We start from the raw sequence: 25,268 nt of genomic DNA, 5'->3' as shown, positions 1-25,268 counted from the left end.
AACCGATTATTTTTCAATGAGATTACGAATTCGCTCTTCTTCGTCCGCACTCAGTTTTTGTGGCTGTTCCTGGGTGGCGCGGCGACGCGAAAACACGAAGACGGCGAAAATCCCGGCAAGGGTGAGGCCGATGGGCGCGCCCCACAAAAGCACGGTTCGAAGGCTGAGGCGCGGTTTCAGGAGCACGAATTCGCCGTAACGCGACACGACATAATCGACGACGGCCTTGTCGCTGTCACCCTGAACCAGCCGGTCGCGCACGAGGACGCGCAGGTCACGCGCCAGCTCGGCATTGCTGTCATCGATGGACTGGTTCTGGCAAACCATGCAGCGGAGCTGAGACGTGAGATTGCGGGCGCGTTGCTCCAGCACGGGGTCTTTCAGCACTTCGTCGGGGTTGAAGGCGAAGGCCGGCCATGACGTAACCATGAGGACGAGAAGGAGCGTGAGCCCTGCCACAACCTCCCTCATTCCGCCGCCTCCGGCATTGCAGCCCGTACAGGTTTTGCCTTGCGGGTCGGCGCGCCTACGCGCAATCGCCTGTCGGAGAGCGAGATCAAACCGCCCGCCATCATGAACAGCGTACCGCCCCAGATGCACAGGATGAAGGGTTTCCACCAGACTCGCACCACCATGCCGCCATCGGCCATGGGGTCACCCAGCGAGACGTAAAGCTGGCTGAGACCGAAGGTCAGAATGCCGGCTTCCGTCGTCGGCATGCGTCGCGCGGTATAGAGCCGCTTGGACGACCAGACATCGGCCACCTCCACCCCCGCCTTGCGCACGGTGAAATGGCCGCGATCCTCGGTGAAATTGGGGCCGACGGCGTGGCGGATACCATCGAAGGTCAGGCTGTAGCCGCCCGCTTCCGCCTTCATGCCCTGTTTCATTTCCAGAACCGTTTCGGTCTCATAGGTGGTGACGATGACGATGCCGAGCACGGTGATGCCGAGGCCCATATGCGCCAGCGCCGTGCCGAAGGCCGAACGCGGCAGGCCCTTCAGGCGGCGGAATGCAATGCCGAAGGCGAGCTTGCCGAAATTGGCGCGATACCAGAGATCGGCGAAAGCGCCGAAGATCAGCCAGAAACCGGCGGCGATGCCGAGGGCGGCCAGCACCGGACCGCCATTTTCGATATACCACAGCGTCAGCCCGGCAAGAGCGGCAAGCGCCGCGGCCACATAAAGCCGCTGGAAGGCTCCGAGAAGATCGCCGCGCTTCCAGGCCAGCATCGGGCCAAAGGGTGTGACGATCAGGATCGGGATCATCAGGAGGCCGAAGGTGAGGTTGAAGAAGGGTGCGCCGACAGAGATTTTTTCGCCCGTCAGCGTTTCCAGAATGAGGGGATAGAGCGTGCCGATCAGTACGGTCGCGGTGGAGACAGTCAGGATCAGGTTGTTGAGAACGAGCGATCCCTCACGCGAGATCGGCGCAAACAGGCCGCCTGCCTTGAGCGAGGGTGCACGCCACGCAAACAGCGCGAAGGCGCCACCGATAAAGATCGTCAGAATGCCGAGAATGAAGATACCGCGGCTCGGATCGGTGGCGAAAGCATGTACCGAGGTCAAAACGCCGGAGCGCACGAGGAAGGTGCCAAGCAGCGACAGCGAAAAGGTCATGATCGCCAGAAGCACGGTCCAGATCTTCAGCGCCTCGCGCTTTTCCATGACCAGCGCCGAATGCAGAAGTGCCGTTCCGGCAAGCCAGGGCATGAAGGAGGCGTTTTCCACCGGATCCCAGAACCACCAGCCGCCCCAGCCGAGTTCATAATAGGCCCAGTAGGAGCCCATGGAGATGCCGGCGGTCAGGAAGGTCCATGCGGCGAGCGTCCACGGCCGTACCCAGCGCGCCCAGGCGGCGTCGATGCGTCCTTCCAGAAGTGCCGCAACGGCAAAGGAGAAACAGACGGAAAAGCCGACATAACCGAGATAAAGCAGCGGCGGATGGATGGCGAGGCCGAAATCCTGAAGAATGGGATTGAGGTCCTGCCCCTCCGCCGGCACCGGCTCCAGCCGCAGGAACGGGTTGGAGGTGAGCAGGATGAACAGCAGGAAAGCGACGGAAATCCATGCCTGTACGGCAAGCACATTGGCTTTGAGCGTTTCCGGCAGGTTGCTGCCGAAGGCGGCGACGAGCGCGCTGAAAAACACCAGAATGAGCAGCCACAGCAGCATCGAGCCTTCGTGGTTGCCCCACACGCCGGTCAGCTTGTAGAGCATCGGCATCAGCGAATGGGAGTTTTCCCAGACGTTGCGCACGGAAAAATCCGAGACGGCATAGGCTCTCGTCAGTGCCGCAAAAGACAGGCCGACCAGAAGGAACATCAGAACAGAGCCGATGGACGCGATATCCATCAGCGCCCGGTCGTTGCGGCGCGCGCCGATGACCGGCAGCGTCGAGACGATCAGCCCCACACCGAGCGCCAGAACCAGAACATAATGGCCGATCTCGTTGATCATCTGGTCGCTCCGGTCTTGTCGGAAGAAGGGGCGCTGGCCGCGGGCGTTGCGGCGGCGGGTGCCGCTCCCTCGGCGCCCTGCTGCCACAGGCCCTTGTCCTTCAGCCGGTCGGCCACTTCCTTCGGCATGTAGTTCTCGTCATGCTTGGCAAGGACGCTATCGGCCACGAAACCATGGGTGGCGGCATCGAACATGCCTTCGGTCACAACGCCCTGCCCTTCGCGGAAAAGATCGGGCAGGATGCCGGTATAGCTGACCGGCACGGTTGCCTCGCCATCGGTCACCGTGAAGCTGACCGTCCGGCCCTCGCCGCGCTTGATCGAGCCTTCCGCCACCAGCCCGCCGAGGCGGATGCGGGTGCCGGGGTTGACCGGCGTCTTCTCCAGATCGGCCGGCATGTAGAAATAGGCAATGGACTGGCCGAAGGCGAACATGACCAGCAGCACGGCTGCAACAATGAAGCTCATCCCGCCGCCGATGATCGCCAGACGTTTCTGTTTGCGGGTCATTGCGTCACTCCCTGCGGCGCGGCATCCTGCTGCCCGTTCATGCGGATCGGTCCGGCGGAAACGCCCAGTTCCTTCGCCAGCGCCAGAAGCTGCCTGCCCTCTTTGCCCTCCGGCGGGAAAGCCTGCAGGCCGGCCCGCAAGGCTTCACCGGCCTTGGCCTCGTTTTTCAGCACGGAATAGGCGCGCATGAGGCGCATCCACCCTTCGAAATCATCAGGGTTATCCTTTAGCTTGGCATCGAGGCTCGCCACCATGCCCTCGATCATCGCCTGCCGGTCGGCTGGTGCCATCTCTTTGGCAGCAGCAACATCGGCGGCAGTTGGCCCTGTTCCGGCTTTTCCGCCAGTGCGGGCGATATGTTCCTGCACCAATGGCAGCCACGGAGCACCGGCGGGGGCGGCGGCGGCAAGGGCCGCAAAGGCCGACTGCGCCTCCTCAGACTTGCCCGATTGTTCGAGCGCCAACGCCAGATAAAAACGGGTGCGCGGATTACCGGGGCTCAGCCGGTCTGCCTCGGCAAAAGCGTCGCGCGCGGCGTCGGTAACGACACCGTCATTGCTGGCCACCAGCGTTTCGCCAAGGCCTGTCAGCCGTTCAGCACTCGGCCCCTGGATGCGCAGCGCGTTGCGGTAGGCAAGCTCGGCATCGCCAAGGCGCTGCATCTTGAAATAGATCGGCGCCAGAATATCCCAGCCAGCGCCATCCTCAGGGTTCTGCGCCAGATGCCGTTCCGCGCGGGCCACCAGCATGTTCATATCGTTGCCGGGATTTTCAAGACGCGCCTCGAGCGGCATGTCCGGCGTATCCGGACTGCCGTTCCAGATGTAAAGACAGAGGCCGAGCGCCGGCAGAAGAAGGGTGATGAAGCTTGTGGCGAGATGGTGTCGACGCGACCGGCTTTCTTTCGCCGGCGTTTCCTCGGCTTCGGCGGCGGCGAGAAGCCGGCGGCCGATTTCGGCGCGGGCATAATCCGCTTCGGTGTCGCCGATGAGGCCGGCGGCGCGTTCGCGGTCCAGTTCGGCCAGCTGGTCGCGATAAACGGCGACTTCACCGTCGCGGCGCGTCTGCGGCGCCTCGGTTTTCCGCATCAGCGGGTACATCAGGACGATGGCGACAGCCGCCGTCAATATCGCAACGACAATCCAGAACATAAGGCTCAATTACTCGAATGCGCGGCGCATGGAAACACGAAGCGCGGGGATGACGCGAATTTGAGACATCACGCCGCACCGCAGACCCTCTCCCGGCTGCACCGCCATGCCTCTTCCTGTCATCGCAAAAGGCCCGTGACCTTGATTTACGTCAAAGTATTTTACGCAAAGTCATTACGTGAGAGGCGACCAGCTTCCGTCGGCATTACGGCATGCTGCGCCGCGCACTTTGGTTTCACGTCCGTCGACCGTCAGGGTGTGCGAATATTGCCGGCAATTCTGGTTGCCGACCTGATAGGGCGCATTGGCGACCACCTGTCCCTTGGCGTCATCGCCGGCCCAGGAAACCGGCGTGCCGACGGGCGCCGCTTCCAGCGCCTTATATTCGGCTTCCAGCGCCTTGGTCTGGTCACCCCTGTCGAGCTCAACGCCGCTTCGCCCGATGATGCCGCCTTGCAGGTTGGCCAGGAACGGCGTCGAGGGCTGCGACGAGCGGCCGAACAGGCCGCCGCCCGCCGGGCGGGTGCCCGTGGTGGTGCAGGCGCTTAGCATCGATACGCACAGGATCGAGACAAGCGCCGGGCGTGACACCAGCGAGCGCATCGTCACGGAGCGACAGCCATCATACACGTCAACCAAACCCTGTCCTCTTTCCTACCGCATTGCACCTAATATATCGCCATTGAATTTCTTGCCTTTTTTCTTGCCTCACGCAAGCTCTTTCGAAAGGCCCGGCAAAATCAGATCGGCTTTCAGCCCACCGATGCCGCTGCGCGACAACGAAAAGCGGCCATGGTACTCTGACACCACCTCGGAAACGATCGACAATCCAAGGCCCGTGCCCGGCCGGCTCTCGTCCAGCCGCCGCCCGCGCTTCATCGCTTCGCTTATCTGTTCCGGCTCAAGCCCCGGTCCGTCATCCTCCACCGTCAGTTCCACCCAGGCGCGACGGGCGATTTCCGCATCGGGGGACGGGTGCGTGCCAGCGGCGAGCGTGATGACCACACGCGTCTGGGCAAACCGCGCGGCATTTTCGAGGAGATTGCCGACGACCTCTTCCAGATCCTGCTGTTCCATACCGAGCACGGCGCCGGCCTCGTCAATGTTCAGAATAAACTGCTTGTCCGGGTTCAGACGGCGCATCACCCGCACCAGCCGTTCCAGCGCCGGCTCCGCTTCGACGCGGGCAAGGATCGAGCCGCGCTGGGCCGCGATGCGGGCGCGGGAAAGGTAGGATTGCACCTGCGCCTGCATGGCATCCGCCTGCGCCCGCACCAGATCGCCATGTTGCGGTTCCAGCGTGCGGGCCTCGTTCAGAAGAACGGCGATCGGCGTCTTCAGGGAATGCGCCAGATTGCCGACCTGCATGCGGGCGCGCTCCACGAGGCGGCGATTGCTGTCGATCAGCGCATTGACCTCATTGGCCAGCGGCTGGATTTCACGCGGGAATTCGCCTTCGAGGCTTTCCGCCTCCCCGCCCCTGATCTTGCCGAGCGCCACGCGGGCCTGATCGAGCGGCCGCAGACTGTAGAGAATGGCAAGGCCGTTGACGACGAGACTGCCGACACCGAAGACCGCCAGCGCCAAGTAGAGGCTGTTGGAGAAATCGCGCACATCGTCTTCCACGACGTTCAGATTGCCGGAGACACGGAAGCGCGCCGCGCGCCCTTCGCCATCCAGCACGACTTCGGTTTCCGCCACGCGCACCTGATTACCCGCCTCGTCGGTCACGGCATAAAAGCGCTCATAGCGGTTGTCGAAGGGCGCATCGAGAATGCTCGGCACCGGCAAAGTGGAGACGCCGAGCGACGATGACACCAGTGGCGCGGTCTGAAAATTGCCGAGCGGCTCGACAACCCAGTACCAGCCGGTATCAGGTTGCGAAAAGCGCAGATCGCCGAGCTGCGGGCTGCCGGCCAGCGTGTTCTCGTTGGAAATCGTCACGGAATTGATGACGTTATAAAGCTGCGCCCGCAGAAGATCGGTGAAGCTGCGCTCCACTCCCTGCCGGTAAAGCGTCGAGATCACGACGGCGATCACCACCAGCGCCAGCACCGACCAGAGCGAGGCGAGCAGCAGAACGCGGGCGGTGAGGGAATTACTTCGCATCTGCCGGCGCTTGCATCCGGTAACCGAGACCACGGATCGTCTCGATCAGATCAACCCCGATCTTCTTGCGCAAACGTCCGACAAACACCTCTATCGTATTGGAATCGCGGTCGAAATCCTGATCGTACATGTGCTCTACCAGCTCCGTGCGCGAGACGACCTCGCCCATGTGGTGCATGAGATAGGACAGGAGCCGGAACTCGTGCGAGGTGAGCTTCAGCGTCGTGCCGTTGACGGTCGCCTTGGAGGATTTGGTGTCGAGCCGGACAGGGCCGCAGACCAGTTCGGAAGAGGCGTGGCCGGCGGCGCGGCGGATGAGCGCGCGCACGCGGGCAAGCACTTCTTCGACATGGAAAGGCTTGGTGACGTAATCGTCGGCGCCGGCATCGATGCCGGCGACCTTGTCGCTCCAGCGGTCGCGGGCGGTGAGGATGAGCACCGGCATGGCCTTGCCGGCCGCACGCCATTTTTCAACGACGGTGATGCCGTCGAGCTGCGGCAGACCGATATCGAGAACGATGGCGTCATAGGGCTCGGTATCGCCGAGGTAGTGGCCTTCCTCGCCGTCGAATGCCTGATCGACAACATAACCGGCTTCTTTCAGCGCATCGGTCAGCTGACGATTGAGATTGGCATCGTCCTCAACAACGAGAATACGCATTGTCCGCCCTTTCCTTCCGTCCCGGCCCACGCGGGTGGCCGGTCATGCTACATGTGTCGGGTTGTTTTCCGATATTTCAGCGATGCGGGCAAGCTACATCGGCACGCGCATCGTTACCTTGCGCGGGCGTTCGCCATTGCCCTGGACGAGAACAGTGACGACACAGGACTGACCGTCACCGGAAGGATAGACCGAAAGCAGCTGACCACCGGTTTCGCGCACCACGCGGGCGACGGCTGCGCCGCAATCGCTCGCCGCCAGAATGTAATGGCCCTGCAGATCAGCCTCGGGCGCCATGAAACCGGAAAGCCCGGCTGCAAGCGTCGCGATGATGAGAGGTGATGCCATTCTACAAACTTCCAAAAACCGGGTGCGTCTCGAACCTTATTGTGAGCGAATATGTAGCGCAAAGCGTCTGAATGGCAAATGAATGCCGCCCCCGCCGCATGGGCGCATGGCGGGAACGGCGGCGTCGTGGGCGCTGTCAGCGAATGGCGCTGGTCGCCGAAAGACGGCCGTAAAGTGCGACCAGACCGCCGATTCCGCCCGCAACCGTCACCAGCCCGTCCGCAAGTTCGCCTTGCAGACCGGCGGGCAGATCGAGGCCGGCAATGCTGAAAAGCGGTGCGAAAACCGCGACCAGGGCGCCCCAGATCGTGCGCGATTGATACCATGCTTTGGTGCTGTCCATCGTCTCATCCTTTGTGTTGTTTTTCAGGCATATGTCAGATCGGGAGGGTGGCCTGCGCCACCAAGCCCGAGGGCACCGCGCGACCGAGCATTCGGACACGCACGGAAATGTGATCCCGCAATGCCGGGAAATCTGTGAGTTCGTCTGCGGCGGCGTAAAACCAGAAGGGTTGCGAAACCTCCGCCACCCTCCGCACGGTCTCGCCGTCCAGCACCTCGATGCGATAGAGCTCGAAGGGTTCGTCCAGCGGGATGTCGCTCGCATCCCAGCCGTCGGCCTCCACCCGGCCCCGGCGTTTCCACCCGATGAAAACGCCGTCCCTGCGCCGTTCGGCGGCAAGATGCACCGGCGCGAGCGGTGTCAGCGCCCGCAAGCCGCCCTCGAAGGCAGAAGGACTGCTTGGCGCGCCCGCCATTCCGGCAGCTTCCGCAATCCAGTTCAGGCGTCGTCCGCGCTCGCTCGCGGCAAGACCGAGCGGCCGCACCGCCGCATCCAGAACCACCACCGGCGCACCTTTCGGCGCGCCTGCGGCGAGCGCATCTTCCGTGCCGGCCAGCCCCCGCAGAAGAGCGGAGAGCCGCCAGCGTGCGGGTGCTATTTCCTCGGCCTTTGCAAAGGCGACGATTTCCCACACGCCGTTCGCCGCCTTGATGGCGAGACGGTTGTCGCCATTCAGCACCGAAAGCTCCCCGGCCGACGATACCTCGCCGAAGGGCAGATCGACGAAGACGGTGTTTTTCCGGTCGAAGCGGCCGGAAGGGCCCGATGTCAACGGCATCGCCAGCGCACCGATCATCGCCGGCCGGTCCAGCAGCACGCGCTGCCCGTAACCTTCCCTGCCCGGCGACGCGGAAATGATGATTGGGCGCCAGGGCTTGGCAAGCGCCGCAATCCGCGCCGAATCCTCCGGCGCAGTGCCGTCATGGTAGGGCAGATCGAGAAACAGCACCTCCGGGGCGAAACCTTCCGCTCCGCTTACGCCGCTGCTGCGCCGTTCCTCCGCGCCGCCGGCAAAGACCGGAAAGACAGCGGAAAAAGCCCGCGCCTCCACCTGCCGCACCGCGCCGTCCTCGATCCGGCTGACCAGAAACCGCCCTGCCGGCGCCTGTGGAAAAGCCCCTTCCGGCAGACGAATACAATCACCCGGTTCAAGCGCGATATCGCCAGGCGGCAGAGCAAAGCGCAGGCTGCGCCGAGCCTGCCGGTTGTCGCGCAACAACGCCTCGACAGCGGCTTCCGCCGTTTCCGCAGGCAGGGCAGCGTTGAGATCGAGCCGCATCACCCGGCTGCCGGCATTGTCGATGCGGCGGGACCTTACACTTGCCTGCTCGTAATCCAGCGCCGGGTTGAAAGACGTCAGCACGGCTTCAGCCGCGAAATCGCTGTCATGGCCGCGACTTTCCGACCAGAGCGGCTCGTCCTCCAGATCGGCCAGCACGGCGATGTCCCGCACCGGCAAGACCGCCGTATTGCGGGAGCGGAAGCGCAGGGTTCCGCCATCTTCCGTCACATCCACCTGAAACGCCGCCATCAGCGGCTCAAGGAGGTTGCGGGCCGAGGTCACGTCGCCCTGCACATAACCTCCCAGATCGCCGCTGACGGCCGAAACGTCGAAGTCGGAAAAGCCGTGATCGGCGAGGATGGCGGCGATGGCATCGGAAAGCGTTGCCGTGCCCAGCCTTCCGTTCAGCCAGTGGCCGGTGCGCCAGTTGCCGCCATCGCTCCAGGCCGCACCATTCTGTGGAAAGGCGGGAAAGGGCCGTGCATCCCAGGTCCACAGATAGACCCTGCCTACATCGACCATCGCCGCATCGCCCTTTCCCCAATGGTCGAGATGCGCCTCCAGAAACCGTCGCTGCTGGCTGTCGGCGCGGTTGCGGCGGGAAAAATAGGGAAAGGCGTTTTCCGCCGATTTCGGATCGGGAAAGACATTGGGGCGCGTCGCGCTCTTGTCCACCGCCGGGCAGCCGAGTTCAGTGAACCAGATGGGCTTCGAGCGCGGCGCCCATGCCGTCGGCGTGGTTTTCTCCACACCCCGCACCCGGTCGTAGTGGAGGTTTCCCCACCAGTTGCGCAGGTCCTTGTAACGGAACACCCACGGCTTGCCCTTCAGCCCGTCGGTAATCGTCGTGCGCCGCCGCGCAGCGCGGTCCGCATCGCCGGCATAATACCAGTCGAACCCCTCTCCCGCCGTAATAGTGCGGCGGAAGGCACTCACATCGTCCGGGCCGGTCATGCCGTCCGGATTGCCGTTTGCGGAATCCCCGTCGCGCCAGTCGGAAAGCGGCATGTAATTGTCGATGCCGATGGCGTCGATATTCGGGCTCGCCCAGAGCGGATCGAGATGGAAGAATAGGTCGCCCGAGCCGTCTGCCGGCTGGTGGCCGAAATATTCGCTCCAGTCCGCCGCATAGGTCAGCTTCACCGCCGGCCCCAATATCGCCCGCACATCGCCCGCCAGCCGTACCAATTCCGCCACGAAGGGAAAGGCGTCGTTCTCGTCTCTCAGCGCCGTCAGCCCACGCAGCTCGGAGCCGATCAGGAAGGCATCCACCCCACCCGCCCGGGCCGCCAGCGCCGCATAGTGCAGCACCATGCGACGGTAGCCTTCATCGCGGTTGCAGAAGGCGGAAACCTGCGCCCTTGCACCCGCGCTTCGATCCGCAGAGCCGGCTCTGCCGGGTGCGGGAAAGCAGGAGATGCGCCCGCGCCAGGCATAGGCGTCCTGCTCGCTTTTGCCATAGGGGTCCGGCAGCCCATTGCCGATGGGAACATCCATCATCACGAAGGGGTAAAGGCACACCCGAAGGCCGCGCGCCCTGAGATCGGCTATCGCCTGCAACACGCTTTCGTCGTTCGGCGTGCCGCCATAGGCCGGGCCGCCGCCATGATGGCTGACAGGATGCGCCTCATCGCGCGACAGGCCGGCGACCGACCATGGCGTGGTTTCCCCATCCCGACCGACCACTTCCACGCCCGGCAGAATGCGGCATTCCCCCGCCCGCATATCCGTGCCGAACCAGCTCACCACCAGCGCCACGCTCTCAAGATTGGGGCAGAGCGCCTGCAATTCGTCGATTGCCGCCTGCCAGTCGGTCGAAGCGGTCAGGCCGTTGCGGTTCATGATGCGGCTTTGGCCGATGCCCGTGCGTTCGCAAACCTGCGCGGTGGCGTATCCATGCTCGGTGGCGCCAGGAATGACGGTGATGGCGCGGATGGCTTTTTCCAGCCGCCCGACAGGCCGCACCACTTCGAACTGCATCAGCGGAATGCGGTTGCCGAAGCCGTCGAGCGGCAGGCGTTCGAAGACCACATAGGCCAGTCCGCGAAAGGCCGGCGCATTGCCCGCCCCCTGCTTCGCCTCGATCAACGGATCGGGCATTTGTGTCTCGCTGCCGGGATAAAAACGCATCTCGATGGCGCTCAGGTCCAACTCCCGCCCATCGGCCCAGACACGCCGCACCATGGCCGCCTCACCTTCGCAAAGGCCGATGGCGACGTTGGCAAAATAACTGAAGGTTTCGACCTTCGGGCCACGGTTGCCCTTGCCGCCACGGCGCTCCACCTCGACGCTTTCTTCAAAACGCGTCGCCCAGATCAACGTGCCGCCGATCCTTGCTGCGCCATAAAGCCGGTTGATCGCCGCGCCCTCATCCGCCCCCGGAATGCGCGCGGTCGAGAGCCGCGCGCCCGTTACCGTCCGCCCGTTGGAAAGCAGCGTGCGGTCGATGGCATTGCCCGCCAGCGCCCCGGCCGCCCGACCGATTACTGCGCCCAAAGGACCGAAAATGCCGCCGAGTGCCGCGCCCGCCGCCTGAAAAACGATTGTCGCCATGCTTGCCTCGAAAAATCAGGGATCGGGAAAACGGGAAACGCCGGCGATGCGCCGCCGCCAGCCCGGCACCAGCGCCGAACGCACGACCGCCGCCTGTTCATAGGCATGGATGAAATGCTGCGGCCCGGCCAGAATGCCGAGATGTTTGGCCGCCGCATCGGCCCGCCAGCGAAACAGGAGCAGGTCTCCCGGCCTTGCCTCTTCCATGCCCGACACCGCCGGAAAATGGCGTCTTGCCGCCGCCATCAGCCGGTCCTCGCCGCCGCGTTCGGCCCAATCGGGCGCATAGGGCGGCGGCAATTCCGGTTCGAGGCCGTAAAGGTCTCGCCAGACGCCGCGAATGAGGCCGAGGCAATCGCAACCGACACCCTTCAACGAAGCCTGATGCCGATAGGGAGTGCCGATCCAGCCTTCGGCAAGCGCCAGCACTCTTTCGCCGGTATCGCTCATGAAAACAGCGCCCCGCCGTCATGGCTCTCGCCGCCTGCGGCATAGGAATAGGCGAAATCCGACCCCGGAAGATGCGGAAAACCACGAAAATTCAGATGGTTGGCGAATTTTGCCCGGCAGGCGGAAAAACTCTTGTCGCAGCCGGCGGTGACGGAAAACGTGTCTCCCGGCGAAGGCGTCTGTTCCGGCGGCAGCCAGAAGGACAGAAGCACCCCGCCGTCACGTCGCTCCTGCCCGTCGAGATCAAACCCCTTGCCGGCGAGCGGGCCGGTCAGAAAATGCAGCTTTCCCCGGCTGAAGAAATCATCGGCAAAGGCATCTAGCCCGGAGACGATCAGGCCACCCGAGGCGTCCACCGCCGCCACGCGGCCGTGCCCGGTAAAGCGCGCCAGATCGACGCCGCAACGCCCGTCGCCAAGGGCGGCGTCGCAGCGCCGCCCATAAACCCTGCCCTGCGGTTGGCTGAGGCGGTGGGCGAGGCTGCGCAGCTCGGCGCGAAACGCCCCGCCGGCCCGCGTCACCTCGCCAATCTCGCGCCTGCTCAGCAGTACATGCTGCTCGGGCGCCTGCCAGTTGACGAGGAAAAGCTCCACCCTCGCGCCATCGAAACGTCCGGCGGCCAGATCGCCCTCGACAATCGCCTCGCTCGAAAAACCACCCGCCACCTCCCCGACGCCTGCGCCGAGCCCCGTTTCGCCCTCGCTATCGCTGGCAGAAAAGCCACTGGCGGCAAGGTAGGAGGTGCCGGCAAACGAAATCGCCTCGTCATGATCGGTAAAACCAATCACCGCACCATCTTTCAGTGTCACCTTCCAGCAATGGCATGTCGTCGTCGCATCGGCCTTGAGATGCTCCGCAAGCGCGGCGGGAATGGTTTTCATGGCAGGATTTCCATCAGTGGAATGGAGGGAATGCGGCCCGCCTCGAAAGCGGTCAGATTCACGTCGATACGGTCGATCCCGAAGCGGACCGGCACGTCGAATTCGAAACCGGCGCGGATCGCGGCGCCGGCGTGCGGAACCCGCCCCGCCCGGAACACGATCATGCCGGTTACATGATCGACCGCCACATCAGCCGCTTCAACCTTCACCCCCTCGACCGAAACCATGACAGAGCCTTCGACCGGCTTCTCGATCCGCCGGGAGAACGCGCCGCCCGCATCGGCATAGATCTTCCGCAAGTGAAAACCTGCTGTCGTCCCGTCACCGGTGCCGATCTTCTGATCGGTCGCGGCGGGCGTCTTCCCCGGCGGGCAGGATTTGAAATCCACAGGGTCGCGAAAACGAAAGCCATATAGTTCGCCGCGCCGCGCCTCGAAAAAGGCAAGCACCTCATAAAGATCGGCGATGGAGCGGATACCGGACCCGGCGTCATAGCTGCGTCTGGCGTTCCTCCAGCGCTGGTTGCGGCTTTCGCGGCCATTGGAGAGGTTAACGATATCGGTTCGGCGCACCGGCCCGCCGCTGACGCCGAGCGCAAGCCGCAGCGGAAACCGCACTTCATGAAATGCCGCCATGTCGTTGTTCCTGGATTCTTTTCTGTGGTCTGGGAAAAGAGCGCGTCACAATCCGCGCTGGCCGCGCCCGACGCTGCGCGCCAGCATGGCGGCGATCTGGCCTTCGCTTTTCCGAAAGCTCGCAGCATCCGTCGCCGTCACGTTAAAAACGATCTGCGCCCCGCCGCCGCCCGACGGCGCGGCAACGCCGAGAGCGCCATCCGAACCGCGCTTCAGCGGCAGGATCGCTTCCGCCCCCGCCTCGCCCATCAGGCCAAGCCCGCCGCCCATCGGAAAAAAGGCGGGGCTGGAAACGACGCCGCCATCGGCAAAGGGCGTGATGCCGCGTCCCGGCACACCGCCATCGGCAAAGGCGAACAGCGAACCGCCGCCGTTCAACAGCCCGCTGACGGCATTGCCAATCATGCCCTCAAGCGGTTTCAGACCGGCAGAGAGCGCAATGCCGGACAACCGCTGCCCCAACCCGCGCAAGACGTCGTCCAGCCCTTTGCCGCCCGCCGTCGCCGCCTGCAGGGCCGAGGACAAGGCCGCCCCGAACCGCTCGGACCGGCGTTCGAGATCGCCCATCGCCTCGGACAGCGCCTCCGCCTCTTGCCGGTTTTCCGCCATCGATCCTTCGCCCGCCATCGCGCTTGCCTTTCTGATTCAAATCGGAACCATAAATTTTTGAAATGCTTGATCGTTTTAGGGAATTAACTCACCGATCCGGAAACCGCCGCATCATCGCTTCCATCGCCGCACGGTCGGGGCCGCGGGGAACGGCGTTGCCGCCCGTCATCGCGAAGAATTCGCGCGGGGTCAGCCGCCAGAAGGTTTCTGAGGAGAGCCGCAGCAGGCAGAAGCCGGCATGGACAACCGCCTCCCAGGGGAACGGGCGCGGCGTCGCTTCGCCTGCTGCGGCGCTCAAGGGTCCGGTGGCGTCTCACCTTTCAGGCCGCCGAAGGTCGCGGTCAGAAGATCGGCGACAATGGCGGCATGGCCGGCAATGCCGCCTTCCACCGTGGCGGCGGCCACATCGTCGTCGGAAAAGACATTGCCCGCACCTCGCAGGCCCGCGCCTATCACTCTAATCATGTCGGCCGCCTTCATGCGGCCGCTCGCGAAACGTTCGGCGAGCGCGGTGAGGTCCTCGGCTGCAAAGGCGGTTTCGAGTTCGGCGAGAGCCCCGAGCGTCAGGCAGAGAATGCGCCTTTCGCCGTCGATCAGCGCTTCGATCTCGCCGCGATGGCGGTTCGCCCGCCCGTAACGCAAACGCTCAGCCATCACAACGCTCCGAAATTGAGAAGACCGGCCGATTCCAGCGCGATCTCGAATTGCACCTCGCCATCGTGGCGGCCGGAATATTCGAGCGCCACGATCTGAAACGGGCCGGCAATGGTGCCGAAATCGGGAATGACGATCTGCCAGCCCGGAATGGTGCCGGCGAAAAATGCGCCGCGCACCAGTGCATCGCTAGCCGCATCCTTGAAGATGCCCGACGCCGTCAGAGCGGCTCTCTGCACGCCAGCACCCGCCAGCAACTCGCGCCAGCGACCGGCGCTTTCCCCATCGGTAATGTCCACCGCCTGGGCGTTGAAGGCCAGCCGCTTGGTTCTGAGCCCGGCAACAGTGACATATGTTCCGGTATTGTTGAATTTCAGCAGAAAATCCTTGCCCTTCTGCGCCACCATCATGTTTCCTTCCGTTTCGATTGCGGTTGCAGGGTGTTGCGGGCCTGCGACCAAAAAATGTTTCTTCCTCTCGCATTCAGCGATCTTGCCATGTCCGACGCTGCCACCCTGACGTCCCGCGCGCGCCTTATCGGCGTGCTTGCGCTCGGGCAGATCGTGAGTTGGGGCACCGGTTTCGATATGCTGGCCGTTCTTGCGCCGCGCATTGGCGGCGAACTGGCGATCGGCAATGAGGTCGTTTTTGCCGGCCTCACCATCATGATGCTGATCAGCGCGCTTTGCGGCCCGCTGCTGGGAAGAATGCTCGTCCGCCGCGGCGCGGCCCCCGTGCTGACGGCCGGTTCCGTGCTGTTCGCCGTCGGTTTTGCCGTGCTTGCCGTTTCGAGCGATATCGCAAGCTATCTTTTCGGCTGGGCCGTCATGGGTCTGGCCGCGACCTGCGGGTTGACGACGGCTGCCCATACGGCGGTGGTGGAGCGCGTGGGCGCGGAAAGCGGCCGGTTGCTGACGCTTCTGATGCTGTTCACCGGGCTTTCGGGGGCGGTTTTTCTGCCCCTCACCGCGTTTGTTGAACAGCATCTCGCTTGGCGCGGCACACTTCTGCTTTATGCCTGCCTGCAGATATTCGTGCTTCTGCCCCTCTATCTCTTTGTCCTTCCCGCCCGTCCGCCCCACAAGGAATCGCATCGGCAGACATCCGACGCTCCTTCGTCTTCGCCGGTCGATACACGCCGGGCTTTTCTGCTTCTGGCGGCCATGACGACAATCAGCGCCTTTACGACCTTCGGCCTGTCGCCGCTCTTGCCGCTGCTGCTGGTTCAGGCGGGCGCAACGCAATCGCTTGCGGTGCAGCTGGCATCGGCGCGCAGCCTGCTGGCAATTACCGCGCGCGGGCTGGATTTCCTGCTGGGAAAACGCGGCGGTCCCTTTCTTACCGCCATGATCGGCCTCTGTCTTCTGCTCCTGTCGCTGCTGCTGTTGCTGGCCTTTGCCCCGGCCATACCGGCCTTCATCGGCTTCATCGTGTTTTTCGGTTTCGGCGCCGGCGTGCTCACCGTCAGCCGGGCCGTTTTGCCGCTGGCGGTGTTTTCCCCGGGGGAATACGGTCTTCAGGCGGCGCGCATCTCGCTGCCGCAGAACCTCGCCATCGCCGTTGCACCCGTTATTTTCACGCTGGCGCTGGAGCGCGGCGGGGTGGCGGCCATGCTTGGCATCGCCGCCGTGCTGATCGCCATTTCGTTCGTGCTGCTTGTCCTTCTGTGGAAAACCGTACGCAGGCAAAGCGCCTGAAAGGGCGCTACTCCGTCACCGCCCTGAAACGCATCTCCGCGATGAAGTTCCGGGACTTCGCCTCGCGCCTCGAGCGGCTGGAAAGAAGCCGCAGGTTGACGAGAGAGACGCCGGCAATCGGCAGCGCGGCATCATCGAGCAGGATCGTCACCCGGTCGACGATTTCGCCTGCACCCCTGCGGCCATTGGCGTCGCTCCATATATGCAGCGACAGGAAATGCTCCTCGGCCCTTTCCGTCGCCGTCGAATAGTCACGGCTTTCGAGATCATCGATAACGATGCACGGCAGAACCGCGCGCGGCAGAAGCCGGTCGACGACACCGCCGGGGATGAGCGCCGTCAGCGCCGCATCGCCCGTCAGTCGCGCGAAAATCGCCTGAAGAAGCAGGTTTGCGGCGCTCATCGGCTTTCCTCCTCACAGCGGCAGACGATGAAGCGGCGTGTTTCATCCGGGTCAATGACCGCCCGGATCGCCAGAATGCGGCGGCCCTTGCGAAAGCGCATGCCGGGGTCGATGTCGCCACGGTAAGCCAGCCAGACGCGGTGGGTGATCGTCACGCCCTCGGCCGAGGCCCTTTCATGACATGCCTCGGAAAGGGGTTCGATCGCAGCCCAGAGCGACCGCAGGAAATTCCAGCTTTCGGCAGCACCGCCCTGCCCGTCCGGCGTTTCGGTCCGCACCTCCAGTTCCAGCCGCGCGGTCAGCCTGCCGGGATCGAGAAAAACAAGGTTCATGTCTCAAAGCCCCAGACGGCAGAAGGGCGCCACCAGCCGCTCGTAGCCGGCGGGAACAGCGGCGGGCTGGTTTTCCGGGGCGACCGCGCCGCGAAGTGCGAACATCTGCGCCACATGTATCAGCATGGCGCGTTTCAACGTGTCGGGCACATCCGTTCCCGCCTCGCCGTAACCGGCGATGAAATCGATCTCGATGCCGTTCATCGCCCGTCCAGGGGCTGGTGGATCGCGCAGCCACAGCCTTGCGGGACGCGCCGCGCCATCGAGCAATTTTTCCCCGGCGGTAATGTCCGCCGAGCGCCCCTCGCCGTCAAAAACCAGTATGGTTTCGATGGCTTGCACCGGTGTCCTGCCAATCAGAATCACACCGTTCTCAGGCCACCGGTCGAGATAAAGCCGCCAGGTCTGGCGGATCAGGCAAAGTCCGGTCGTGCGTTCCAGATGCTCGCGGGCGGTGCGGATGAGCGCGGCAAGAAGCGCGTCCTCATCGCCGCTGTCGAGACGCAGATGCGCCTTCGCCTCGGCAAGCGTCAGCGGCTCCGCCTGCGGCGGATGAATGAGGGCATAGGTCATGGGGTCTCCGGGGTGACGGCAATAAAGGCTGGATGAGCGAGCGGGCGCAACGAATTTCTTCTCCCCGTGGGGGAGAAGTCCGCGGCAGCGGGATGAGGGGGGCAAGGGTAGAGATATTCGGCAACGTTGCCCCCTCATCCGGCCCTTCGGGCCACCTTCTCCCCGTCCGGGGAGAAGAAAGGAGCGGCACCGTCGAGGTTCAATTCACCCCGAATTTCACCAGCTTGATCGCCTCGAAATTCTGCACGCCGCCGCCCACGCGTTTGGTGGTGTAGAACAACACGTAAGGTTTGGCCGAATAGGGATCCCGCAGGATGCGCACCCCGGTGCGGTCAACGACGAGATAGCCGGCGCGGAAATCGCCAAAGGCGATGGCAAAGCTGTTGGCCGCCACGTTCGGCATGTCCTCCGCTTCCGTCACCGGAAAGCCCATCAGCGAGGCCGGCTGGCCGGCGGCGGCCGGCGGATGCCAGAGATAGGCGCCGCTGGTATCCTTGAACCGGCGCAGCGCCCCTTGCGTCTTGCGGTTCATCAGGAAGGTGCCGTTCTGGCGGTGGCCGGCTTTGAGCGCATAGACGGCGTCGAGCAGCACATCCATCGGCCCGGCGGAGGCGAAACCGGCCGAAACGCCGGTCGCGACATACCCGATATTGCCCCAGCTCCAGCCATCATTGGCGACGGCGGTGTAGGAGAGGAAACCCTTGGGCTTGTTCACGCCATCGCCGGCGATGAAGGCGGCGGCCTCCTGTTCGGCAAAAGCAATGTCAACTTCGGAGGCGATCCAGGCTTCGATATCGACTGCCGCATCATCCAGCAGGCCCTGTGTGGCCGCCGGCATGGCGTAAAGCTCCATGGTCGGGAAGGAAAGCTCGGTAAGCTGCGGCGTTGCCGTCTGCGGGCGTGCCGCCGTCTCGGAAACCCAGCCGGTCGTCATGCCGCCGGGCGAGAAGGGTTTCTTCAAAACGGCGGCCGAAACCTGCCGCACGGTCGCCAGCGCCCGGATCGGCGAAATCGCCGTCATGCGCCGGCCGATCTCGCCATCCGTCTCGTTCGGCAGCAGAAAACCGCCATCGGCCCCGGTCGAACCGGCAAAGGCCTTGGCCTCCAGATCGCGCAGCGCGCCCTCCTCGCCGCGACGGATATAGGCCTCGAAAGCGGCCTTGTGTTCCTCGGCATCGTGGGAAAGCGCATCCTTGCGGCCAAGCGCGGGGCGCGCTTTCTTGAGCGCCAGGTCGTCCATGATTTTGCGGTTGTCGTCGAGCGCCCTGTCGATGCGGTCGAGCTTGTCGCGGGTCACGACATCAGAGCCCATCTTGCGCTCGATATCGGCAAGCCGCTGGTCGTTGGTTTCGCGGAAGACCTCGAAAGCCTCCATGAACTCGTCGAAGGCGGCCGTCACCGTATCGGGTACGGCCTTCACCTGCGGCGCGGCGGTCATCGGGGCTGGTTTCGTCATCTGGTTTTCCTTGTTCGTTGATATCTTTGCGGTCAGCGTTTGAAGGTTGTGTCGAACAGCGAGCGGGCGGCGCGGCGCATGCTGCGCACCAGTTCGGTCTCGCGGTCGCGGAAGAAGCGGGCATGCTTGACGTCGGAAACCCGCGCCGAGGGCAGCATCGGAAAGGTCACGACCGAGATTTCCCACAGATCGGCTTCCAGAATGCGCCGGACACCCTGGTTCGCCGCCTTGCCGGAACGTACGGTGCGAAAGCCGATGGACAGCCCGTCCAGCGCCCCGGTCTTCATCAGCGAATGCACCTCGCGGGAGCGGGCAACGCCGGGGGCGAGAACGCCCTCGACATAAAGGCCGCGCTCGTCTTCGCGGATGGTGCGCCAGGCGCCGATAGGCTCGGCCGGATCGTGCTGGTAGAGCATGCGGATGCCGGCTGCGCCCCGCTCCTCGATGGAGCGGCGGAAAGCGCCGCGCTCGATGACATCCTGACCGAGATCGACCTCGCCGAAAACGCTGGCATAACCGGAAAAGGTGCCATCGACGGTTATGCCGCGCAGCTCCAGACTGGCGAATTTGCGCGTGGCGGGACGCGGCCCGCGATAGACGTGCATGGGTAACTCCTGCGATGTGAAGGGGAATGTCAGCCGCGTGGACGGGCGCTGTAACGATCGGCGATGCGCACCAGCAGGCCCAGCCCCCACCACGCGCCCATGCTGGCGGCGGCGGAACCCGCCACCATGATTTCCCGGCCCGAAAGCGCGCCGGCGATATCGAGCTGCTGCACGATCCACAAGCCGATAGGCCCGCCGAAGATCATGCCGCAGGAAACGCCGGTGATGAACCGGCTCGCAGCCTCGCGTTTGCTTTTCGGCAGGAGATAAACGAGCGATACACCCGCGCCCGCCACGGCGCCGGTGATGCGGGCGGCCCAGATGCCGGCCTCATTGGCGAATTCAGACATGGGTAATCATTCCGTTCTAGGATGTTGTCATCGGGCGGACGCGCCGCGTCGCACGCAGGCGTTTTTTGCGCGCCTGCGCCGGGTGATTTTGCGAATCTTCGGAGAAGCTTGGGCGGAACACCTCACAAAGAGAGTCCGGTTCTTCAGAAAATGATTGAACAGGAAACCGGGGTTTCGATCCCGCCGGACGGCGATCAATAACCGACGGCTTCGCGCTTTTCCTCGTCGCTCAGGAACGAGGCCGCGCCGATGCGAGACCAGAGCGCATCCCGCTCGCCGGCAAGCCCGGCAATCTTGTCGAGATCGGGTTCGAGCCTCAACCCCGGGCCGAAGACCGGAGAAAGCCAGCCGCAGAGCCGTGCCGCCGTGCGATAAACCAGCGGCAGCACGGTGAGGCGATAAAAGGCGCGGTTCGCCTCCTGGTAATTGGCATAGGTATTGTCGCCGGGAATGCCGATCAGCATCGGCGGCACGCCGAGCGAAAGCGCGATATCGCGCGCCGCCCCGTTGCGGGCCTCCAGAAAATCCATGTCGCGCGGCGAAAGACCCATGGCCTTCCAGTCAAGCCCGCCCTCCAGCAGCAGCGGACGGCCGGCATTCATCGCGCCCTGATAGCCTTCCTCCAGTTCACGCTTCAGCCGCTCATATTGCTCGGTGGAGAGATTGCCGCCCTCCTTCGGCTGATAGACCAGCGCCCCGGAATGCCGGGCGGAATTGTCGAGCAGGCGCTTGTTCCACTGGCTCGCGGCATTGTGCAGATCGAGCGCGGCGCCTGCGGAGGCGAGCGGCGCAAAACCCGCCCGATCATCGAGCGGATGGAAAAGTTTCACATGCAGAAGCCCCAGCCCGTCGCGCTCGACGGCGATGTGGCGGGAGGCGCGGCCCTCGGCGCGGTAGTCATAGGCCACCGGCCAACCATCCGGCCCTTCGACGATGCTGACCCGGTCGGGCCGCAGAAGATGCAGCTCTCGCAGCCGCCCGCCCACCGTCAACGGCTCGATATAGGCGTTTCCGGCGAGCATGAGGTGGCCATAAAGCGCCTCAAAAAAATCCGGCCCGCCCATATGGGCGCTCGGTTTTAGAAGCAGCGCCAAAAGCGGGTGATCGGTCAGTTCCTCATCGCCATCATAAAGCAGCCAGCTGACCGAGGCCGACGCCTCCGCCACCATGCGGGCGGCCCGGTGCGCGACCGGGTTTTTCATGAAGCCTTCGCGGGCAAGCGCGGCATAGGACCGGCCCGACCAGAAGGCCTGCCCGCCCTGCACGGCAACCGCCATGAAGCCATCGGCCATTTTCCGGCTTTCAGGCGCGGCTCTGCCATCCGCCGGGCGCAGCCACGGCAGGGAGAAGGGAAATCGCATGGAGTTGTCCTTGTTTTGATGGCGCGCGGCGTCGAGTCCTGCGGCGTCGCCCGCGTGGGGTTTTCACCGACAGGCTAGACCCTGACATTTCTGACGAAGTCCTGAAAGCTCTCTTTCGTCATGCTCGGGCCTGTCCCGAGCATCTGCAACGTCTCGATTTTATTGGACGTGATCAGATCCTTGGGACAAGCCCAAGGATGACGTCGCGCGTGAGGCACCCCGTCCGCACAGCGGCAATATCTCGCGCCAACTTCGGCGAAACCGGACGTTTACCGGATCGGCGCTTTCACCGCCGTGTCGCTGTCGAAATCGGCCGCGACACGGGTCTCGCGCAGCGGCTTTACCGTGCGGGTCGAAAGATCATAAGCGGGGTCGGCCTTATAGGCCGCCAGCGCCGCCTCGTTTTCAAACTCGCCATAGACGATGAAATCGACCGAATTGCCCCATTGGTCCTTCTTCACGTTCTCGCCGATTTCCAGCTTCAGCGAATGCGGTATCGCGGTCAGGCCGGAAAGCCCCCTGCGCACGGCGTCGCGGTTTTCCTCGGGAACGGTGAAAAAGACGATATGGCGGATCACGGTGTCACCTGTCATGCAGAATTCGAAGGCAGCTTTTTCGGCGCCGGGTAACGGGTTATCATCTGGCCCGCCCGGGTTCAATCCGCGCCGCGACAAGCGCGTGATGAAATGCGCGCCCGTAACCGCCCACCAGCCGCGCCCTGTCGCTGCCATTGATGATGGCGCGGGCGCCGTCCCAATCCTCGCGCCTGTCGCCGAAGAGATCGGAAAGCCTGCGGCCGGTAAAACCGCCGCCCGCCATGCCGTGGATCAGGATCGCGGTGGCCACCTCCGCCTCCATGGCCCGTTCCGGCCGCTCCAGGAGATCGACGCCGGTCAGCACCGACATGGCCTTGTAATTGCGCCGATGCGTCAGCTGCACGAAGCCGCGCCCCAGCCAGCTTTTACCCTCCTCGTCCGGCCGCCAATAGGGCTTGCGCACCATGGGCAGCCTGCCCGCCGCAAAGGCGCGGTCGAGCCTGACGATTGCTTCGGCGTCGCTTACCGCCAATGTTTCGCGCACCGGCTGCATGGTCGCCGCCGTCTCGTGAAAGGCGGTCGCCAGCATATAGGCGAGCCAGCGCGGGTCACCGCGCGGCAGCGCCTTTTCGAAACCGGCAAGCACCGTTTTCGTGCCGGCAAGCTGGGCGGCGCGCAGGCGGCCTCCAAAAATGGAAATTCGCACCGACGCGAAGAATCGCGCCTCGTCATAGGCCATGGAAGGCTCCTGAAAGTGACGGGCGACAGGACGCCCGGTTTTTTCCACGTGACGGCCGTCAGGACTAAATCGATTTGAAAAAACCTTAATCGATTTTAATCCGAGGCCCGGGGTTTTGGGGTAAAAAATTCCTTGAATTCCGGAACCTTAGCGCGCTAACTCCATTCACCGCGCAGTTCAGCTGCGTTAACCAATCAAGGAGGAATGCCACCATGACAGCGACAATCCCCCAGACCGTTTATGACCGCCTCGAAAACGAGTGGCGCCAGATGCGCGAAACCGGCTCCCAGCCGAAGCCGGCGCAATCTCCGAAGAAATAAGACCTGCCAGACGCCCGATTTCGGGCGTTGACGGTGCCTCAATTTTCTTCTCCCCGCCGGGGAGAAGATGGCCCGAAGGGTCAGATGAGGGGGCAACATCTCCAGATATCTCTACTGTCTCCGCATATATTGACCGTGGCCCCCTCATCCGGCGCTGCGCGCCACCTTCTCCCCGGCGGGGAGAAGAAACCGGGGCATCCGCTCGACCGGTAATTGGCTTTCCTTCGCGGGAGCCGATAATCAGCCAACTCACATCCCCCGCACCTTCGGTTCACTCACCACCATCGTCGTCAGCGCCGTGATCGCCCAGACGAGCGCATCCAGCCTGTCCGGCGAGCGCCCTGACGACAGACCATCCGGCCCGAAATCCGTCATCTGGTCTTCCAGCTTTTCGAACCGTGCGGCGTGGCTCACCCTGCCCTGCTCGTAAAGCGCCGCAACCGGCTCGGCGCGGGTGAATTTGCCGCGACTTGCCCGCACCAACGTCAGCGGCAGGTTGGCATCGATGCTCTGCAGCATCGCCCGCACCATCTCGCCGCCCTGATTGACCTCCGCCACCACCCGGTCCGCCTCGTGGCGACGAAAAGCGGCAACCACGGCGCGGGCCCAGCCGGCCGGCGTTTCGCCTTCCACCGAACAATCCGCAAGCACGTTAAGACGCCCGGACATGCCAAGCCCCGCCACGACGATGCCGCAGCAGGAATGTTCACCGACGCCGGCGGGCGGGTCTACCGCCACCACGATGCGCGTGAGCGGCTCATGCGCTGCCTCGATGATCGCTTCCAGATCGGCGTGTTTCCACAGCGCGCCCTCGCGCTCGTCGATCAACTCGCCGCCGATTTCCTGGCGGCCGAGCCGCGTGCCGCCGTAACGCTCCTCCATGGCTTTGAGAAAACCGGGTGAGAGATTGCGGGCATTCATGGCCGTGGGCATCCGCGCCACCCGTGTCGTGGGATCGGCGAGAAGCGTCTTGAGCAGCGGAATGGGCCGGGGCGTGGTGGTCACCAGTTGCCGGGGGGCCTCACCCAGACGCAGACCGAATTGCAGCATGTCCCAGGTTTCCTGCGGATATTTCCATTTGCCCAACTCATCCGCCCAGGCCATGTGGAATTGCGGACCACGCAGGCTTTCCGGGTCTTCCGAGGAAAACACCTGTGCCATCGCGCCATTCGGCCACAGCAGCCGCCGGCGCGATACCTCGAAGGCGGGGCGATGGCGGCGGGCAATGCGGCAGATGCCGGAAATGCCGTCGATCATCACCTCGCGGGCGTCGCCCAGCGTCTCGGCAACAAGCGCGATGCGCAAATCCGACTGCTTGCCGGCAGAGGCGACACGATGCACCCATTCCGCCCCGGCCCGCGTCTTGCCGGAACCGCGCCCGCCGATCAGCAGCCATGTTCGCCAGTCGCCTTCAGGCGGCTGCTGTGGCAGGTTGCCGATGAAACGCCAGTCGCGCAGAAGGTTGAAGACCTGCGCTGGCAGATGGGTTCCGGTCGACATATCTATCATCTGTCAGCTTCAGCGGAGGGGCTGCGGGCGGGATCTGCTTCCATCTTCGCGCGGCATTTCTGTTCAGCCAGTTCGTCGATGCGGTTGAGGAAATGCGCTACCGCCGCCTCATAATCCTGCGTATCGTTTTCATCCTCGCCCATAAGCGCCTGCCGTTCTTCCGCCAGCACCCGTTGCAGAGCGTCGATCCGCTCCAGTGTGCGGACGATGAGCGACAGCTGATCCGTTGCAACTTTCACATCGGCTCGGGCCTGCTTTCCCTCCGTGTCGTCGGCGTCAGGCAAAAGGCCCGCCTCGCCCGATTGCCGAAGATTGCGATACAGGCAGACCTGATCCCGCATCTCCTCCGTCAGCTCGTTCAGCAACTGCCGCAGACTGCCGTTGCGCGCCGCATCTTCGGCGACCAGCCTGTCCGCCCGCGATTTGGTCTCAGGCGCAGCCTCATCGGCATAAGCAGGCCTGTCCGGCCAGGCTCCGTAGAGCGCGGGGTCGCAATTATGAGCGTTTGTCATCGGATTGGCCTGAGAGGGAAATGGAGATGAACATGGGCGGCGAAGCGGTTCATTTGCGGGTGGTACCTCCGCACAGCCCTCATTTCTGTGACAAGCACAGGACTGAGGGAAGAGAACAGAGCCTTGTACTCGAAAATCCAGCGCTCTGATATTTCTGAACCAACCGCGACCCAGCCGCAAATCTCCGACTGTAGCCAAACACTACCAAATCACCGTCACGCTGTAAAGGAT

The 25,268-nt window shown here is 63.8% G+C and carries 29 protein-coding genes; 1 reads left to right on the top strand and 28 read right to left on the bottom strand.

Annotation, left to right across the window (positions count from 1 at the left end):
• Positions 1-6 precede the first annotated feature (6 nt).
• The 17 genes from ACQZ48_RS06630 to ACQZ48_RS06550 form a co-directional block, all read right to left on the bottom strand.
• Complete coding sequence (locus ACQZ48_RS06630) at positions 7-471, bottom strand: cytochrome c-type biogenesis protein (RefSeq protein WP_191216915.1); 465 nt, start codon at positions 469-471, stop codon at positions 7-9.
• The gene (locus tag ACQZ48_RS06625; protein ID WP_191216916.1) at positions 468-2,459 is read right to left on the bottom strand and encodes a heme lyase CcmF/NrfE family subunit; all 1,992 of its coding nucleotides are present in this window, start codon (positions 2,457-2,459) and stop codon (positions 468-470) included. The genes ACQZ48_RS06630 and ACQZ48_RS06625 overlap by 4 nt, the downstream gene beginning before the upstream one ends.
• Positions 2,456-2,968: a cytochrome c maturation protein CcmE gene (gene ccmE, locus ACQZ48_RS06620; RefSeq protein ID WP_142912453.1), complete on the bottom strand. Its 513-nt coding sequence runs from the start codon at positions 2,966-2,968 to the stop codon at positions 2,456-2,458. The genes ACQZ48_RS06625 and ccmE overlap by 4 nt, the downstream gene beginning before the upstream one ends.
• Complete coding sequence (gene ccmI / locus ACQZ48_RS06615; protein WP_191217128.1) at positions 2,965-4,119, bottom strand: c-type cytochrome biogenesis protein CcmI; 1,155 nt, start codon at positions 4,117-4,119, stop codon at positions 2,965-2,967. The genes ccmE and ccmI overlap by 4 nt, the downstream gene beginning before the upstream one ends.
• A 174-nt stretch (positions 4,120-4,293) precedes the next feature.
• Positions 4,294-4,722, bottom strand: a complete 429-nt coding sequence (locus ACQZ48_RS06610) for a hypothetical protein (protein WP_077982653.1) — start codon at positions 4,720-4,722, stop codon at positions 4,294-4,296.
• Between the two features lie 105 nt (positions 4,723-4,827).
• The gene (locus ACQZ48_RS06605; protein ID WP_077982654.1) at positions 4,828-6,228 is read right to left on the bottom strand and encodes an ATP-binding protein; all 1,401 of its coding nucleotides are present in this window, start codon (positions 6,226-6,228) and stop codon (positions 4,828-4,830) included.
• Positions 6,218-6,889 carry a response regulator transcription factor gene (locus ACQZ48_RS06600; protein ID WP_006311298.1) on the bottom strand — a complete coding sequence of 224 codons (672 nt, stop codon included), beginning with the start codon at positions 6,887-6,889 and terminating at the stop codon, positions 6,218-6,220. The genes ACQZ48_RS06605 and ACQZ48_RS06600 overlap by 11 nt, the downstream gene beginning before the upstream one ends.
• Positions 6,890-6,982: 93 nt before the next feature.
• On the bottom strand, positions 6,983-7,237 hold the full coding sequence (locus ACQZ48_RS06595) for a hypothetical protein (RefSeq protein ID WP_077982655.1): 255 nt from the start codon (positions 7,235-7,237) through the stop codon (positions 6,983-6,985).
• Between the two features lie 136 nt (positions 7,238-7,373).
• Positions 7,374-7,580 carry a hypothetical protein gene (locus ACQZ48_RS06590; RefSeq protein ID WP_035262738.1) on the bottom strand — a complete coding sequence of 69 codons (207 nt, stop codon included), beginning with the start codon at positions 7,578-7,580 and terminating at the stop codon, positions 7,374-7,376.
• 34 nt (positions 7,581-7,614) lie between these two features.
• Positions 7,615-11,415 carry a baseplate multidomain protein megatron gene (locus ACQZ48_RS06585; protein WP_448728689.1) on the bottom strand — a complete coding sequence of 1,267 codons (3,801 nt, stop codon included), beginning with the start codon at positions 11,413-11,415 and terminating at the stop codon, positions 7,615-7,617.
• A 15-nt stretch (positions 11,416-11,430) separates the two neighbouring features.
• Positions 11,431-11,865: a C40 family peptidase gene (locus tag ACQZ48_RS06580; RefSeq protein WP_217004420.1), complete on the bottom strand. Its 435-nt coding sequence runs from the start codon at positions 11,863-11,865 to the stop codon at positions 11,431-11,433.
• Positions 11,862-12,746 carry a DUF2163 domain-containing protein gene (locus tag ACQZ48_RS06575; protein ID WP_448728688.1) on the bottom strand — a complete coding sequence of 295 codons (885 nt, stop codon included), beginning with the start codon at positions 12,744-12,746 and terminating at the stop codon, positions 11,862-11,864. Before ACQZ48_RS06575 ends, ACQZ48_RS06580 begins: the two co-directional genes overlap by 4 nt.
• Entirely contained in the window at positions 12,743-13,381 is a 639-nt protein-coding gene (locus ACQZ48_RS06570; RefSeq protein WP_077982659.1) for a TIGR02217 family protein, read from the bottom strand. The genes ACQZ48_RS06575 and ACQZ48_RS06570 overlap by 4 nt, the downstream gene beginning before the upstream one ends.
• A 45-nt stretch (positions 13,382-13,426) precedes the next feature.
• Positions 13,427-14,008, bottom strand: coding sequence for a phage tail tape measure protein (locus ACQZ48_RS06565; protein ID WP_077982660.1), 582 nt, complete (start codon positions 14,006-14,008; stop codon positions 13,427-13,429).
• A gap of 70 nt (positions 14,009-14,078) precedes the next feature.
• On the bottom strand, positions 14,079-14,288 hold the full coding sequence (locus ACQZ48_RS06560; RefSeq protein ID WP_443387182.1) for a rcc01693 family protein: 210 nt from the start codon (positions 14,286-14,288) through the stop codon (positions 14,079-14,081).
• Complete coding sequence (locus tag ACQZ48_RS06555) at positions 14,285-14,644, bottom strand: gene transfer agent family protein (protein ID WP_077982662.1); 360 nt, start codon at positions 14,642-14,644, stop codon at positions 14,285-14,287. The genes ACQZ48_RS06560 and ACQZ48_RS06555 overlap by 4 nt, the downstream gene beginning before the upstream one ends.
• The gene (locus tag ACQZ48_RS06550; protein ID WP_142912623.1) at positions 14,644-15,051 is read right to left on the bottom strand and encodes a phage major tail protein, TP901-1 family; all 408 of its coding nucleotides are present in this window, start codon (positions 15,049-15,051) and stop codon (positions 14,644-14,646) included. Before ACQZ48_RS06550 ends, ACQZ48_RS06555 begins: the two co-directional genes overlap by 1 nt.
• A gap of 90 nt (positions 15,052-15,141) precedes the next feature.
• Between ACQZ48_RS06550 and ACQZ48_RS06545 the strand changes: the two genes are divergently transcribed.
• Positions 15,142-16,341, top strand: coding sequence for an MFS transporter (locus ACQZ48_RS06545; RefSeq protein ID WP_173988459.1), 1,200 nt, complete (start codon positions 15,142-15,144; stop codon positions 16,339-16,341).
• 7 nt (positions 16,342-16,348) lie between these two features.
• Here ACQZ48_RS06545 and ACQZ48_RS06540 read toward each other — a convergent pair whose 3' ends face one another.
• The 11 genes from ACQZ48_RS06540 to ACQZ48_RS06490 all read right to left on the bottom strand — a co-directional run bounded on the left by ACQZ48_RS06540 (position 16,349) and on the right by ACQZ48_RS06490 (position 25,037).
• Entirely contained in the window at positions 16,349-16,744 is a 396-nt protein-coding gene (locus tag ACQZ48_RS06540) for a DUF3168 domain-containing protein (RefSeq protein ID WP_142912445.1), read from the bottom strand.
• Positions 16,741-17,076, bottom strand: a complete 336-nt coding sequence (locus tag ACQZ48_RS06535) for a phage head closure protein (RefSeq protein WP_448728687.1) — start codon at positions 17,074-17,076, stop codon at positions 16,741-16,743. Before ACQZ48_RS06535 ends, ACQZ48_RS06540 begins: the two co-directional genes overlap by 4 nt.
• 3 nt (positions 17,077-17,079) lie before the next feature.
• Positions 17,080-17,649 (bottom strand): head-tail connector protein, encoded by a 570-nt coding sequence (locus ACQZ48_RS06530; protein WP_448728686.1) that lies wholly within the window; start codon positions 17,647-17,649, stop codon positions 17,080-17,082.
• Between the two features lie 199 nt (positions 17,650-17,848).
• On the bottom strand, positions 17,849-19,105 hold the full coding sequence (locus ACQZ48_RS06525; protein ID WP_448728685.1) for a phage major capsid protein: 1,257 nt from the start codon (positions 19,103-19,105) through the stop codon (positions 17,849-17,851).
• Between the two features lie 32 nt (positions 19,106-19,137).
• Entirely contained in the window at positions 19,138-19,710 is a 573-nt protein-coding gene (locus ACQZ48_RS06520; protein WP_077982667.1) for an HK97 family phage prohead protease, read from the bottom strand.
• Between the two features lie 29 nt (positions 19,711-19,739).
• Positions 19,740-20,060, bottom strand: a complete 321-nt coding sequence (locus ACQZ48_RS06515; RefSeq protein WP_077982668.1) for a DUF6107 family protein — start codon at positions 20,058-20,060, stop codon at positions 19,740-19,742.
• A 194-nt stretch (positions 20,061-20,254) separates the two neighbouring features.
• On the bottom strand, positions 20,255-21,421 hold the full coding sequence (locus ACQZ48_RS06510) for a phage portal protein (RefSeq protein WP_448728684.1): 1,167 nt from the start codon (positions 21,419-21,421) through the stop codon (positions 20,255-20,257).
• Positions 21,422-21,690: 269 nt separating this feature from the next.
• Positions 21,691-21,999 (bottom strand): Dabb family protein, encoded by a 309-nt coding sequence (locus ACQZ48_RS06505; protein ID WP_003522330.1) that lies wholly within the window; start codon positions 21,997-21,999, stop codon positions 21,691-21,693.
• A gap of 58 nt (positions 22,000-22,057) precedes the next feature.
• Positions 22,058-22,696 (bottom strand): hypothetical protein, encoded by a 639-nt coding sequence (locus ACQZ48_RS06500; RefSeq protein WP_448728683.1) that lies wholly within the window; start codon positions 22,694-22,696, stop codon positions 22,058-22,060.
• Positions 22,697-23,265: 569 nt separating this feature from the next.
• On the bottom strand, positions 23,266-24,525 hold the full coding sequence (locus ACQZ48_RS06495) for a DNA-packaging protein (RefSeq protein WP_191216924.1): 1,260 nt from the start codon (positions 24,523-24,525) through the stop codon (positions 23,266-23,268).
• Complete coding sequence (locus ACQZ48_RS06490; RefSeq protein WP_191216925.1) at positions 24,522-25,037, bottom strand: hypothetical protein; 516 nt, start codon at positions 25,035-25,037, stop codon at positions 24,522-24,524. The genes ACQZ48_RS06495 and ACQZ48_RS06490 overlap by 4 nt, the downstream gene beginning before the upstream one ends.
• Between the last annotated feature and the right edge of the window lie 231 nt (positions 25,038-25,268).

This window comes from Agrobacterium sp. 22-209-1, assembly GCF_053522485.1.
The sequence above is the reverse complement of the archived record's forward strand: the minus strand, read 5'-3'. Positions and strand labels throughout refer to the sequence as shown.

What these genes read in the sequence shown, in the direction of transcription:
- ACQZ48_RS06610 (WP_077982653.1), bottom strand. Translation starts at nt 4,722, where the DNA reads ATGCGCTCGCTGGTGTCACGCCCGGCGCTTGTCTCGATCCTGTGCGTA.
- ACQZ48_RS06515 (WP_077982668.1), bottom strand. Translation starts at nt 20,060, where the DNA reads ATGTCTGAATTCGCCAATGAGGCCGGCATCTGGGCCGCCCGCATCACC.
- ccmI (WP_191217128.1), bottom strand. Translation starts at nt 4,119, where the DNA reads ATGTTCTGGATTGTCGTTGCGATATTGACGGCGGCTGTCGCCATCGTC.
- ACQZ48_RS06555 (WP_077982662.1), bottom strand. Translation starts at nt 14,644, where the DNA reads ATGGCTGAGCGTTTGCGTTACGGGCGGGCGAACCGCCATCGCGGCGAG.
- ACQZ48_RS06510 (WP_448728684.1), bottom strand. Translation starts at nt 21,421, where the DNA reads ATGCGATTTCCCTTCTCCCTGCCGTGGCTGCGCCCGGCGGATGGCAGA.
- ACQZ48_RS06540 (WP_142912445.1), bottom strand. Translation starts at nt 16,744, where the DNA reads ATGAGCGCCGCAAACCTGCTTCTTCAGGCGATTTTCGCGCGACTGACG.
- ACQZ48_RS06585 (WP_448728689.1), bottom strand. Translation starts at nt 11,415, where the DNA reads ATGGCGACAATCGTTTTTCAGGCGGCGGGCGCGGCACTCGGCGGCATT.
- ACQZ48_RS06535 (WP_448728687.1), bottom strand. Translation starts at nt 17,076, where the DNA reads ATGAACCTTGTTTTTCTCGATCCCGGCAGGCTGACCGCGCGGCTGGAA.
- ccmE (WP_142912453.1), bottom strand. Translation starts at nt 2,968, where the DNA reads ATGACCCGCAAACAGAAACGTCTGGCGATCATCGGCGGCGGGATGAGC.
- ACQZ48_RS06565 (WP_077982660.1), bottom strand. Translation starts at nt 14,008, where the DNA reads ATGGCGGGCGAAGGATCGATGGCGGAAAACCGGCAAGAGGCGGAGGCG.
- ACQZ48_RS06600 (WP_006311298.1), bottom strand. Translation starts at nt 6,889, where the DNA reads ATGCGTATTCTCGTTGTTGAGGACGATGCCAATCTCAATCGTCAGCTG.
- ACQZ48_RS06490 (WP_191216925.1), bottom strand. Translation starts at nt 25,037, where the DNA reads ATGACAAACGCTCATAATTGCGACCCCGCGCTCTACGGAGCCTGGCCG.
- ACQZ48_RS06570 (WP_077982659.1), bottom strand. Translation starts at nt 13,381, where the DNA reads ATGGCGGCATTTCATGAAGTGCGGTTTCCGCTGCGGCTTGCGCTCGGC.
- ACQZ48_RS06550 (WP_142912623.1), bottom strand. Translation starts at nt 15,051, where the DNA reads ATGGTGGCGCAGAAGGGCAAGGATTTTCTGCTGAAATTCAACAATACC.
- ACQZ48_RS06500 (WP_448728683.1), bottom strand. Translation starts at nt 22,696, where the DNA reads ATGGCCTATGACGAGGCGCGATTCTTCGCGTCGGTGCGAATTTCCATT.
- ACQZ48_RS06580 (WP_217004420.1), bottom strand. Translation starts at nt 11,865, where the DNA reads ATGAGCGATACCGGCGAAAGAGTGCTGGCGCTTGCCGAAGGCTGGATC.
- ACQZ48_RS06530 (WP_448728686.1), bottom strand. Translation starts at nt 17,649, where the DNA reads ATGACCTATGCCCTCATTCATCCGCCGCAGGCGGAGCCGCTGACGCTT.
- ACQZ48_RS06605 (WP_077982654.1), bottom strand. Translation starts at nt 6,228, where the DNA reads ATGCGAAGTAATTCCCTCACCGCCCGCGTTCTGCTGCTCGCCTCGCTC.
- ACQZ48_RS06595 (WP_077982655.1), bottom strand. Translation starts at nt 7,237, where the DNA reads ATGGCATCACCTCTCATCATCGCGACGCTTGCAGCCGGGCTTTCCGGT.
- ACQZ48_RS06590 (WP_035262738.1), bottom strand. Translation starts at nt 7,580, where the DNA reads ATGGACAGCACCAAAGCATGGTATCAATCGCGCACGATCTGGGGCGCC.
- ACQZ48_RS06575 (WP_448728688.1), bottom strand. Translation starts at nt 12,746, where the DNA reads ATGAAAACCATTCCCGCCGCGCTTGCGGAGCATCTCAAGGCCGATGCG.
- ACQZ48_RS06525 (WP_448728685.1), bottom strand. Translation starts at nt 19,105, where the DNA reads ATGACGAAACCAGCCCCGATGACCGCCGCGCCGCAGGTGAAGGCCGTA.
- ACQZ48_RS06625 (WP_191216916.1), bottom strand. Translation starts at nt 2,459, where the DNA reads ATGATCAACGAGATCGGCCATTATGTTCTGGTTCTGGCGCTCGGTGTG.
- ACQZ48_RS06630 (WP_191216915.1), bottom strand. Translation starts at nt 471, where the DNA reads ATGAGGGAGGTTGTGGCAGGGCTCACGCTCCTTCTCGTCCTCATGGTT.
- ACQZ48_RS06495 (WP_191216924.1), bottom strand. Translation starts at nt 24,525, where the DNA reads ATGATAGATATGTCGACCGGAACCCATCTGCCAGCGCAGGTCTTCAAC.
- ACQZ48_RS06520 (WP_077982667.1), bottom strand. Translation starts at nt 19,710, where the DNA reads ATGCACGTCTATCGCGGGCCGCGTCCCGCCACGCGCAAATTCGCCAGT.
- ACQZ48_RS06545 (WP_173988459.1), top strand. Translation starts at nt 15,142, where the DNA reads ATGTCCGACGCTGCCACCCTGACGTCCCGCGCGCGCCTTATCGGCGTG.